The sequence below is a fragment of the Photorhabdus sp. CRCIA-P01 genome, assembly GCF_003545805.1.
In the GTDB taxonomy this organism is placed as follows: domain Bacteria; phylum Pseudomonadota; class Gammaproteobacteria; order Enterobacterales; family Enterobacteriaceae; genus Photorhabdus; species Photorhabdus antumapuensis.
The window spans coordinates 1-11793 of record NZ_NMQR01000079.1 but is presented as its reverse complement, the minus strand read 5'-3'; the positions used below and the strand labels follow the sequence as shown (position 1 = coordinate 11793).

The 11793-nt window shown below is 51.5% G+C and carries 9 protein-coding genes; all 9 read left to right on the top strand.

The features are described 5' to 3' along the window. On the top strand, positions 1 to 2322 hold a 2322-nt coding region (locus D3222_RS22690; RefSeq protein WP_118988136.1), incomplete at its 5' end, for an ImcF-related family protein. 3 nt (positions 2323 to 2325) lie between these two features. After that, positions 2326 to 3927, top strand: a complete 1602-nt coding sequence (tssA, locus tag D3222_RS22685) for a type VI secretion system protein TssA (RefSeq protein ID WP_118988135.1) — start codon at positions 2326 to 2328, stop codon at positions 3925 to 3927. Between the two features lie 58 nt (positions 3928 to 3985). Beyond that, entirely contained in the window at positions 3986 to 5746 is a 1761-nt protein-coding gene (gene tssF, locus D3222_RS22680; RefSeq protein WP_118988134.1) for a type VI secretion system baseplate subunit TssF, read from the top strand. Then, complete coding sequence (gene tssG / locus D3222_RS22675) at positions 5710 to 6786, top strand: type VI secretion system baseplate subunit TssG (RefSeq protein ID WP_118988133.1); 1077 nt, start codon at positions 5710 to 5712, stop codon at positions 6784 to 6786. The genes tssF and tssG overlap by 37 nt, the downstream gene beginning before the upstream one ends. Further along, positions 6767 to 7303: a type VI secretion system lipoprotein TssJ gene (gene tssJ, locus D3222_RS22670; RefSeq protein WP_118988132.1), complete on the top strand. Its 537-nt coding sequence runs from the start codon at positions 6767 to 6769 to the stop codon at positions 7301 to 7303. Before tssG ends, tssJ begins: the two co-directional genes overlap by 20 nt. A 3-nt stretch (positions 7304 to 7306) precedes the next feature. Next, positions 7307 to 7741, top strand: a complete 435-nt coding sequence (gene tssE / locus D3222_RS22665) for a type VI secretion system baseplate subunit TssE (protein WP_118988131.1) — start codon at positions 7307 to 7309, stop codon at positions 7739 to 7741. A gap of 72 nt (positions 7742 to 7813) precedes the next feature. Next, positions 7814 to 9217 (top strand): VasL domain-containing protein, encoded by a 1404-nt coding sequence (locus tag D3222_RS22660; protein ID WP_118988130.1) that lies wholly within the window; start codon positions 7814 to 7816, stop codon positions 9215 to 9217. 14 nt (positions 9218 to 9231) lie between these two features. Continuing rightward, positions 9232 to 10485 (top strand): hypothetical protein, encoded by a 1254-nt coding sequence (locus D3222_RS22655; RefSeq protein ID WP_118988129.1) that lies wholly within the window; start codon positions 9232 to 9234, stop codon positions 10483 to 10485. 103 nt (positions 10486 to 10588) lie between these two features. Next, positions 10589 to 10849, top strand: a complete 261-nt coding sequence (locus D3222_RS22650) for a hypothetical protein (RefSeq protein ID WP_118988128.1) — start codon at positions 10589 to 10591, stop codon at positions 10847 to 10849. The last annotated feature ends 944 nt before the right edge of the window (positions 10850 to 11793 follow it).

Genomic DNA, 11793 nt, shown 5'->3' with positions numbered 1-11793 from the left:
GTGCTGGAACAGGTGCGCGATATCCGGGGACAGGCGGTGGGTTTCCCGTGGGAGAAGAGCGCCCAGTGGGGGGTGATAGCGCTGGCGGCATTGTGGGGCGTGGGCAGTGTGACTTCATTTTTTGCCAACCGTCATCAGATAGCGGTCAGTCGTGAACGAATCAGCGAGGCCGGTGACCCTCAGGAAGCTTTATCGGCCCGTCTGCTCAGTCAGCATGACTTGCAATTGCAGATTGACCGGTTGCAGCACCAGTCAGCGCATGGGACACCGTGGTACAGCCGTTTTGGGCTCAATCAGAATGATGCCCTACTGAAAGTGATGTGGCCGGTGTATCAACGCAATAATGCCGAGCTGATACGTGATGCCGCTGCCCGGTTGCTCCATCAGCGTCTGACCGAACTGGTGAATCTGCCGGCGGGCAGTGCACAGCGTCATCAGCGTATCAATTCGGCGTACAACCAGTTGAAAGTGTATCTGATGATGGCTCAGCCGGCAAAAGCCCAGGCGGCCTTTATGCGCCGGGTGTTGATGGAAAACTGGCCGCGGCGGGCCGGGGTGACGGATGGCCTGTGGCAAAACAGCGGTGAGGCATTAGTGACTTTTTATGCGGAGAATTTGCCGCGCCACCCGGAGTGGAAAATCAGCGTGGATAACGGGTTGGTCGGTGAAGTGCGTCAGATATTGCTCAATCAGCTTGGGCAGCGTCAGGCGGAAACGGTGCTGTACCAGAAAATATTGCAACAGGTGGCCCACGGTTACGGAGATTTAAGGCTGGCGCAGATGACCGGGGTTACTGATGCGAGCCGTCTGTTTAACACCGATAAGGTGGTGCCGGGGATGTTTACCCGTCAGGCGTGGGAGGGGCAGGTACAAAAAGCGATAGCGCAGGTGGTGGCTGCCCGGCAGGAGGAGATTGACTGGGTGCTCAGTGACGGTCGTCAGCCGGTATTGAAGGCGGTTTCACCGGCGGAGTTGAAAGCCCGATTGACGGAACGTTATTTCACCGATTTCGCCGGGGCGTGGCTGAACTTTCTCAACAGTTTGCGCTGGAATAAAGTGCATAACCTTGCCGACACCATTGACCAGTTAACCGTCATGGCGGATGTGCGTCAGTCGCCGTTGATTGCCCTGATGGACACGCTGGCTTATCAGGGCGAAACCGGCCGGCAGGGGACGGCGTTAGCGGATTCGCCGGTGAAATCGGCACAAAACCTGTTCCAGAAAAGTAAGCTGCCGGCGATTGACTCGCCCCGCATGCCATCGGGGCCACTGGATAACGCGTTTGGCCCGTTATTAGCGCTGATGGGCAAAAGCCCGGCGGAWAACGGGATGACGGCGGACCCGTCACTCAGTCTGCAAACCTTCCTGACGCGGGTAACCCGGGTGCGTCTGGTGCTGCAACAACTGGCGAATACCGATGACCCYCCGGCRGTGATGGAAGCCCTGGCACAGAGTGTGTTTCAGGGGAAAAGCGWGGAGCTRACCGACACGCGGACCTATGGCAGTTTGATAGCCGCCAGTCTGGGGGCGGAATGGAACGGGTTTGGTCAGACGGTGTTTGTACAACCGTTAACCGGGGCGTGGCAGACGGTGTTACAGCCGGCGGCGGCCAGTCTGAATGCGCAATGGCAGTCGGCGGTGGTGGCGGACTGGCAGGCTGCCTTTGATGGACGTTACCCGTTTGTYGAGGAACCAAAYGAAGCCTCGTTGCCGATGCTGGGGCAGTTTATTCRGGCGGATAGCGGACGAATAGAACAGTTTCTGCACAGTCAGTTRGGCGGGGTGCTGCATAAAGAAGGCCGGCACTGGGGGGTGGATGAAGTGAACAGTCAGGGGCTGCATATTAACCCGGCGTTTTTGACGGCGATAAATCAACTGAGTCAGTTATCGGATGTGCTGTTTGCTAACGGCAGCGAGGGAATACGGTTTGAACTGCGGGCGAAACCGGTGCGTGATGTGGCGGAAACGGACCTGACGATAGACGGGCAAAGGTTGCGTTACTTTAACCAGATGGAGAGCTGGCAGCGTTTACGTTGGCCGGGGGACAGTGATAACCCCGGCGTGGTGCTGACGTGGACGAGTGTGAACACCGGGGCGAGAGTGTTTGGCGATTATCCGGGGACGTGGGGATTAATGCGGTGGTTAGCGCAGGCGAAGGTGACCGCGCTGGACGGCAGTCGTTACCGGCTGACGTTGACTGCGCCGGACGGATTGCCGCTGACCTGGGTATTACGTACCGAAGTCGGGAAAGGTCCGCTGGCGTTGCTGGCCCTGAAAGGGTTCCGGTTGCCGACCCAGATATTCAGTGTGAAAGAGGAATAAACCATGCTGCAACAACTGATAACAAACTACTTTGCTGGGCGAGAGGTGCTGGCCGAAGCGCGAGAAAGTACGGCATTGTGGGAAAACTGGTTATTCCCCATCAGTCCAGAAGCGCCCACGGGTGATGATCTGGCCTATAACGACGATTTTCAACGTATGCGGGAGGAGGTCAATAAACTCAGCGGTATTGATACCGCCCTTATCTGTAAACTGGCGCAAAAACTGCTGACCACTGAATGTAAAGATGTCCGCGTGGCGACTTATTACGTGTGGGCGCGTCTGCATCAGGAGGGCGAACGTGGTTTGGCAGAAGGGCTGGCGTTGTTGGCTGCATTGGTCGAACGTTTTGGTGAAGCGTTGCTACCTTGTCGGGCCGGTAGTCGTAAAGTCGCGCTGGAATGGCTGATGGGAACCAAAATTCAGGACAGTCTGTCGCTTTATCCTGAAGTCAATCGGATTGATTTCGAACACATTCTGGCGTCGCTGGCGTTACTGGAACAGGTATTTGCTACCTGGGATGAGGATGCTCGTCCCTCGCTGACCGGATTGGCGGGCATATTGGAAACCCGGCTGGCGCAGTCGGGGGGGATGGCAGCGGTACCGCAAATGACCGCTCAGACACCGTTACCGTTGATGCAAGGCAACCCGTCCACCTCGACCCCGAGGGAATCGCCGGTATGGAATCCGGTGCAATCCGGGCGTGACTTGCTGGAACGGACGCGTGAACTAGCGCGCTATCTGCGTGAACAGCCTCAGGGCTGGCTCTCTTCCGCTCGGCTGATGCGCAGTGTGCGCTGGGATACCATGCATCAGTTACCGCCACGGGATGGCGATGGGCGTACCCGTCTGCTATCGCCCCGTAAGGAATACCGGGCCTTGTTAAAACGGCTCTACCGGCAACAAAGCTGGCATGAACTGTTGGAGCAGGCCGAGCGGATGTTTGCGGAAGGGGTTAATCATTTTTGGCTCGATTTACAGTGGTATCTCTGTCAGGCCTTGAATCAGCTAGGTGGCGACTATGAAGGTTGGGGAGAGATCATTAAACAGGACCTGAGAATATTGCTTGAACGGCTGTCGGGGTTGGAAAACCTGGCATATGACGATGGGAGCCCTTTTGCCGATGAAGTGACTTCCGGCTGGATAATTCAACAGATTCATGATGTTAAGGAGGACTGGTCGTTTGCTCATTCGCCGGCTCAATCTCGGCGCGATGATGACGTTTTAGCTTTGGAGCCGGAAGCGCTGCAACTGGCGGACAGTGAAGGCATTGATGCCGCGTTGTCGTGGTTGGGGCAACTGCCGGGCATCAATGGGGCACGTCACCGTTGGCTACGGCGTCTGTTGATGGCACGCGTGGCGGAGCAGTACGGCAAAAATGAAATCGCTCTGCATCTGTTGACCGAGCTGAATGCCGATGAGCCACTCCGTCTTGATGAATGGGAGCCGGAACTGATGTTTGAGGTGAAAGCGTGCCTGCTGAAGTTGCTGCGGATGAAAGCCCAGCGCAGTGAGCATGATAAGGTGCGGATGGCCCAACGCATGGAGACGCTGTTCGCGGGCTTGGTGGCGATTGATCCGGTCCGAGCGGTTGTGCTATGTGGCTGATTTTACGGGTATAGGTTCCCTTCCTCCGAATTTTTGTAACAATCAAGAGAACAATGCGATGGATGATTTAATTCTCCGCTATTACGAGGCGGAAATGCGCTATCTGCGTGAGGCAGGTAAAGAGTTTGCATCAGCGCATCCGGATCGGGCCGCAATGCTTAATCTGGATGACGAACGGGATCTCGATCCCTATGTGGAGCGGTTACTCGAAGGCTTCTCTTTCCTGATGGGCCGGATGCGTCAGAAACTCGACGACAGTTTGCCGGAGTTGACGGAAGGGCTGGTCAGCCTGTTGTGGCCGCATTATATGCGCACTATTCCCTCACTTTCCATTGTGGAACTGGCACCGGATTATCAGGATTTGCAAAGCAGTGAGAGTATCGCCAAAGGGTTTGAGGTGGTATCGCAGCCTGTGGGACCGAGTCAGACACGATGCTACTACCGTACTACCCGTGATATGTGCATCACGCCGCTGCACATCACTTCGGCCACGCTGCAAAATGAAATCGATGGACGTTCAGTGATCCGTTTGCGTTTTGACTGCGGTCAACTGGCGGATTGGAATAAAGTTGATTTGACGCGACTGCCCTTGTACCTCAAAGCGGGCAGTCCGGTGAGTTTTGCACTGCATCTGGCGCTGACCCGGCAAACTCAGCACATGTATGTACGTTTGTCCGGGATGGAGCGTCGCTATTTTGAGGGCTTTTTCTCACCGATGGGGTTTGATAACGACGATGTGCTATGGCCCAAAGGGGAAAATGCGTTCAGTGGTTATCAATTGTTGATGGAATATTTTACTTTCCGTGAAAAATTTATGTTTGTGGCCCTCAATGGACTAGAAACATTGCATATTCCTGCCGGTACCCCGTGGTTTGAACTGGATATCGTACTGAGTGAACTGTGGCCGTTTGAGTTGCCCTTTTCGGCGGAGAATATCCGGTTGCATTGTGTCCCGGTGATCAACCTGTTTAATGTCGAGGCCGATCCGATGTCCATTTCGCGGCTGCAACATGAGTATTTACTGCGTCCGATGCGCATTCAGGATGGTCACACCGAAATTTACTCAGTGGATGATGTGCTCTCTTCCGGGCGGGGTGAAGCCCAACGTTTTGTGCCGTTCAGTAGCTTTCGCCATCGGGGGGGTATCATGCGTAGCACAGCGCCGGAACGTTACTATCACACGCGTGTCAGTGCGAGTCCTTCTGGTTTGCATGATACCTGGCTGATCCTCGGCGGTGAATCGTTTGAAAATGACCCAGAGATTAATGATGAAACGTTATCGCTGCGTATCACGGGCACCAACGGCCAGTTACCCCGTCAGGCATTGCGTGATGCGCAACTCGAACAGACCTTGCGATCTACCGGTGGCAAACTGCGGGTGAGAAACCTCTGCTCACCCACGCTGCCTTGTTATCCCCCGGCGAATGACCGTTTCCACTGGCGGATACTCAGTCATCTCGGCTCCAACTTTCTTAGCATGATGGATAACCCGGAGGTGCTGCGCGGTACGCTGGGGCTTTATAACTGGACTCATGACGAGATGAACTGCCGTCGTCTGGATGCCATTGTCGGGGTGAAACACAGCGTGATCCAGCGTTTTGAGAAAGGCTTTTTGCTCCGGGGGGTTGATATTGAGATTGTCCTTAACCGTAGCGGTTTCTCCGGCGAGGGCGATATTTTTTTGTTCGGTGAGATGCTGAACCGTTTCTTTTCGCTGTATAGCGATATTCATCTGTTTAACCAGTTGACCCTGATCCTGCAACCTTCGGAGACATGTTTGCGATGGAAAGAAAATCACAATCCGCGTATTCCCGGTTAGTCCAACAACTGGCGCCAGACATTTCTGGTTTTAACTTTTATCGTTTTTGCCAGTTGCTGGAAAGTCGGCGGGATGAGCGTCCGCCTCTGGGCAGTACCCTTTCCCCTGATGATGATCCGATACGTTTCCGACCTCATCCCGGGACGGATTTTCCCGCCAGCGAACTGAGAAATGCAGAATGGGATGAGACACAACGGGAGCAGCCCCCGACAGTGCGTACTACGTTTCTGGGCCTGTACGGTGTGGATTCACCGCTCCCGACGGTTTATCTGGACGATATTGTCCTGCGGTGTGAAGGCTATGAAGGTGTGACAGACTTTTTGGATATTTTTAATCATCGGATGATGACCCAGTATTACCGCATCTGGCGTAAATATTCCTATCCGGCCACTTATCAGCCCGGGGGAAAAGATGAGACATCACAGTGCTTGCTTGGGCTGATTGGCTTAGGCATACCGGGGAGTCAGCAACAGGTTGCGACACCGGTTTCTCGCTTTCTTGCCCTGCTCGGCACCATGCGGTTGCCAACCCGGACCGCCGAAGGGGTGATTGAGTTGGTCAGGCTGTTGGCGCCGTTGACGCAGGCGAAAGTTACTCCGCATGATCGCCGGCGGGTGCGGCTGACGCAACCGGCTCGTTTGAACCGTCACCTTCCGGTTCAGCTCTCTCAACGTCCGGTGTTGGGGAAGATGGGGACGGATGTTAACAGTCAGATGGTACTGGCGCTTTATACTGATGATGCTGAAGAGGCTCAGGGTTGGTTACCGCAGAGAGAACTGCATACCGATCTGTTGGTGCTATTGCGGGTTTATCTGGGCTGGCGTTGCGGTGTGCGATTGCATCTTACGTTACCTAAACGGCTATTGCCGCCGGCTCAGTTGGGAAAACAGCGTGTTCGGTTAGGGCGCACGGGTGTACTGGGGTTAAAACCGGGCGGACAGGCTGTTTCAGGTTGGGTGACGATCAATCTGGGTCACTATCAAGGGTTATTGTCTGATTATCAATATCGGGAGGCCGAAAATGGCGGTTATCAATTTTAAATCGGTCCTGATGGGGAGCATGGTGTGGCTGGCGGCCGCAGGGTTAGCGGGGTGCGGTCTGACACAGACGATAACCGACGGCACGGTCGCCATGACTCAATCCATTTTCTATAAGCAGGTGAAGACACTGCATCTGGATTTTAATGCCCGCAGTGCGCTCAACACCAATGATGCGCAAACCCCGCTCAGTACAGTGGTGCGTGTCTATCAGCTGAAAGACAATAAAGCCTTTGAACACGCCAGTTACGCCGATCTGTTGAGTGGTGACAATGAGGCACTCAAGGCGGACAGACTGGCCCAGCGGGATATCCGAGTGGCGCCGGGGGGCAGTGTGGCGCTGGATATGCCGATGGAAAAAGCGGCGCGGTTTGTAGCAGTGGTGGGCATGTTCCATACACCGGATGTGACTAATAATGATTGGCGACGGGTGATCAGGCGTGATGAACTGGCGGCAGATAAACCGCGCACTATCGAATTGGGTAACGGCACATTGACACTGGATTCGATGAAGGAGTAACCGATGAAACAGTTGAGACCTTCACTTTACGAAATGTTGACACGTCACTTTAACGGGGGGCTGGATATCGATCAGATCAGCCCGCGGGATCAGGTGATTTTATCGGTGTTGAACAATATGCAACGCATCCTCAACAGCCGTGCGGGTTCGCTCGCCCATTTACCGGATTACGGCCTGCCTGATCTCAACACTATCCTGCAAGCGTTACCGGCATCATCACAGCGTTTGATCACGACTATCGAACATACGCTATTGACTTATGAACCGCGTTTGAAGCAGGTCCGGGTGACATTACTGCCGCAGCTTGAACCGGCACATCTGCGTTATGACATCAAGGCGGAATTGAAAGGCGTGGGACTGGTGCGTTTTAGCACGGAGTTTGTGCCGGAAGGGCAAGTCTTGATCCGCCATTTACGCCAGCAAGGGCGTATAGATTAATTTTTTGTTTCATCAGGCTATTTGGGTTTGCCTTTCTGGCCTGTATTAATCACGCAACAGAGGCTACATGTTATGGCCGCAATCTCATCCGGTTACACCGTACATACGGGGGATGACCCGCGTGCACTGCCTGAATTTAGTGCATTGAAAGAAGAAATGAGCAAACTGAGCCATCCGGCCCGGCCAGATGTTGACTGGGCCAGGGTTGAGCAGCTGTGTCTGACATTATTTCGCTTAAATGGCGTAGAGCTGCAAAGTGCGGCCTGGTACACATTGGCCCGCGCACAGCGTGCCGGATTAGCCGGTATTGATGAAGGATTGGCACTGATTGATGGGTTAGTGAGCCATCAGTGGTCACAATTCTGGCCTCAACCGACTCATGTGCGGGTTGAGATATTTGCCTGGTTGGTTGTCCGTCTGCAACAGGTATTGCGGACCTGTGTTTTCTCTTATATCGACCTGCCGCTAATTTATCGCACGGAAAAGGTGCTGGCGCATCTGTGCGAAGTCCTTCAACGTCTGGAACTGAAACATGTGAGCAAACTCGACAACCTCCGGGTACAGTTTCACAACAGTGCGCGGCGATTGGAGAGTCTGGAACAGGAAAAGGGGGCTGTATCCCTATCTCCTGCCTCTGTATCGTCTATTGAGGACACGACTATTTTGGTGTCCGCGGAACAATCTCAGCCACAACTGATGTATGTGGCACAGGAAACCATGTCGTCCGTACAACCGCAGATTAAAGTGGTCCGGGCTTTAACCTCCTCTCGTTGGAAAGTCGGGCACGGTTTTGTGGCGGGTGTCGTGTTATGCGCACTGACAGTGACCGGTATTGGGTGGGTAAAAGGTATGCGACAGGCGCCGCCGCTGGCACAGGCATTGCAAGTAACCACGCAGCCTTTGCCGCGGACCTTGCTCCCCGCACAACTTGCCGAGTTACGCCACCCGGACAACGCAGTGTTGTTGAATCAGTTGCAGGAGGAAACGCTGGCGGCCAGTCGGGCGCAACTGGCAAGTTTGGATGGCTTGCCTGTGTTGTGGCGATTGACGTATGGGGCGCAGCTATTACACCAACTGCGAACATTATGGCCGGCCAGCCAAACGGTGCAGGAGATGGACAATGGGTGGTTACATCAGCGTGAAGCCAATGCATTACCGATGCAGGCGCTGGAAAATTACCATCTGGCGAAATTACGTCTGCAACAACTGGCTGAACGACTCGACGCTTTGGATGAAAAACGTGGTCGTTATCTCACCGGTTCTGAACTGAAATCGATGGTGTTTGGCATCCGGCAGCCGTTGCTCAGTACACCGCCCTTGGAAGAGTTGCTGCGCCAACTGGCCGAACAACAAAAAAGTGGTACGGTCTCCCCGGCATTGTGTCAGCAAATTGACACCCGTTTTAATCAATTACTCAATCGTTATGCACTGCTCACCCATCCTCTTGTTAATTTTAGTCACCCCAATGAACTATAAGGATTTTTTTATCTATGAACAATGTTGTTGACGTTTTGTCGTTGCCTGACTGGTATCCGCGCGCTTTCTCTCATCTGGATGCAAAGGAATATGCCCTGGTATGTCAAATCTGGCAGCGTGAGCCGGTGTTGCGTGAACGGGTCGCGGAACTCGATAAATATCATCTCAGAGGCAGCCAGGAAAAGCAGGCCGTAAAACCGACGAAACATACACATCAGGTGTACTATTGTCATTCCTGCCAGTGTGACCACGCTGACTATTTCGATACGCCATTTCATCTGATCGATCATCACCTGCATGTTCGTCTATATGCAGTCCTGGTCACGCTATGGGGCTGCTGGTGTATTGAAAACGCTATACGCATAAGCCACTGTCATAAAAAGTCTACGTGGGAACGTTATCGCCAACGATTGGCACCGGTTCTGGTGTTGACGAGTGGCCGTCCGGTGACACCGTATCCCCGTTATCTGCTGGGATTTTCGCCGGGTCAACAAGGGATACACTGTCCGGCGTGTCAATCATCGCGGCTGAACTACGTCGAGGAAATGCCGGCGGGCAATCCCATGGTTCACTGTGAGGCGTGCCAGCATCAGTTTGTAATGTATCCTGATATACCTAAGGGGGTTGATCCGTTTGCCGAGAAAACACCGAACGACCAGGTGTCTGAGCCGGACTGGTTCCGGCGCTTGTTTGCGCATACCACGCAAGCGCAATACCAGCATTTGAGATGTGTCTGGCAAAGAGAGCCGGTACTCCGGGCATTAGCTGATCGTCTGGATGAGCAAAATCCGACGTTGGGTGGGGTGTATGAATGTCCCCGGTGCGGGAACCGGCATGTGACAACCGCTCATCGGGATGAATATTACTGTCAGTTCTGCGATAAGACGTTCGCTGCCAGCGTGGGCTCATTATTTTATAATTTGCAAAGGCGATATTATTATCGGTTGTATGCCACGCTGGTTTTATTGTGGGTACAGTGGCGGCCTACACATGCTTCGGCGATCGGTAAGCTCAGAAAGATAGAGGTATTTAATTTCTACCGTAAACGGCTGCAACCGCTGTTGGATGAACTCGGTGATCAGCCTATTACGCCGTACCCACGGTATATGGCTGGATTTACCCTTGGAAGACAGGGGGTTCATTGTCTTTGCTGTCAGTCTTCGAATGTGGATGCCGTGGGATTTATCGTCGTCTGCCCGGATAATCCGAAAATTCGTTGTCAGGACTGCGGGTATGAGTTTCGGCTGCAAGCTTGGCGGGAAATTTAAACCCTCCCAAATGCTTTAGTGGACCCCCGCACGTGACGTATGTCCGTTAGCGAAGACGTTTGCCTATCGGTTCAGCCCTTCGTTAGCCGAGGTTGAATGCCATATGACGATGTCTTTATTCACTCTGGCCCCCATCGAGATGACCATCACGGCAGATACTGCCTCTGAGCGCACTTACCTGCCCGCCTCAGAAACTTTACGTGACCATTTACTCTTGGCGGAGGCGGGTTATATCGCTTTTCAGTATTTTCAACAGGTCTCACAGTATGGTGGTTCGTTTGTTGTTCGGGGAAGTCAATCGCTCAATCCTTTGATTATTAAAGCAAAAAATGGCCTGAAAAAACCGCTACAGAGTCAGTGTTAATGCTCGTTTGGGAATCGTGGATAAAAAAGAATAAATAATCAATCGAATAAGTGATTATTATAATCAGTAAAGATAAAAAGCAGGTATGATTAAACGCGGGTTAAACGCAAAATACGATATTCCATGATAATTAAATTTAACAGAAATCAGAGGTTAAAAGTGGTAAAAAAGAGTGTTAAAACTTTATACCAGTGAGAACCAATAATTAAAATAATGATTTTAATAATAGCCTGAAACTTGCCCATCATAAAGCTATTTGTAGAAGATGATAAATAAGAATGTGAATAGATTAATCAGACAATCTATTTACCCAAGTAACTGGCTTTAATAACGTTTTTAACCTGGTAATAAACTCTGTTGTAAACCAATTAAATTATCGATTATAGAAAATTGGCATGACAAAATTCTTAAATAAATGATTTAACCGAATACGAGTCGGATTATTTTAAGCGTTATTATTTTGCATTTATCATGCAAAATAGTGGTATTTTAAATACATTCGTTTAAACTTGCTTTGATTTAAGCCATGCCTCTTTTTATGTCTTTAATGCTAAAATTAATTGACATTGTTGTTTTTACAATCTATTTTAGCTCTCCGTTAATATTTGAATGTTTTTCACCATAGATGATCTAATAATATATTATTAGCCATTAGAGAAATTCAATTAACCGACAATATGCTATCTGGGATTTTATAAGGTGCGAAAAAATAGCTTTTTTTTAAATAAAGGGTTGTCATCATAGCTATTAAGCTATTAAGCTATTAAGCTATTAAGCTATTAAGCTATTAAGCTATTAAGCTATTAAGCTATTAAGCTATTAAGCTATTAAGCTATTAAGCTATTAAGCTATTAAGCTATTAAGCTATTAAGCTATTAAGCTATTAAGCTATTAAGCTATTAAGCTATTAAGCTATTAAGCTATTAAGCTATTAAGCTATTAAG

Excerpts from the sequence above, each read along its gene's own strand:
- tssA (WP_118988135.1), top strand. The coding sequence starts at position 2,326 with ATGCTGCAACAACTGATAACAAACTACTTTGCTGGGCGAGAGGTGCTG.
- tssF (WP_118988134.1), top strand. The coding sequence starts at position 3,986 with ATGGATGATTTAATTCTCCGCTATTACGAGGCGGAAATGCGCTATCTG.
- tssG (WP_118988133.1), top strand. The coding sequence starts at position 5,710 with ATGGAAAGAAAATCACAATCCGCGTATTCCCGGTTAGTCCAACAACTG.
- tssJ (WP_118988132.1), top strand. The coding sequence starts at position 6,767 with ATGGCGGTTATCAATTTTAAATCGGTCCTGATGGGGAGCATGGTGTGG.
- tssE (WP_118988131.1), top strand. The coding sequence starts at position 7,307 with ATGAAACAGTTGAGACCTTCACTTTACGAAATGTTGACACGTCACTTT.
- D3222_RS22660 (WP_118988130.1), top strand. The coding sequence starts at position 7,814 with ATGGCCGCAATCTCATCCGGTTACACCGTACATACGGGGGATGACCCG.
- D3222_RS22655 (WP_118988129.1), top strand. The coding sequence starts at position 9,232 with ATGAACAATGTTGTTGACGTTTTGTCGTTGCCTGACTGGTATCCGCGC.
- D3222_RS22650 (WP_118988128.1), top strand. The coding sequence starts at position 10,589 with ATGACGATGTCTTTATTCACTCTGGCCCCCATCGAGATGACCATCACG.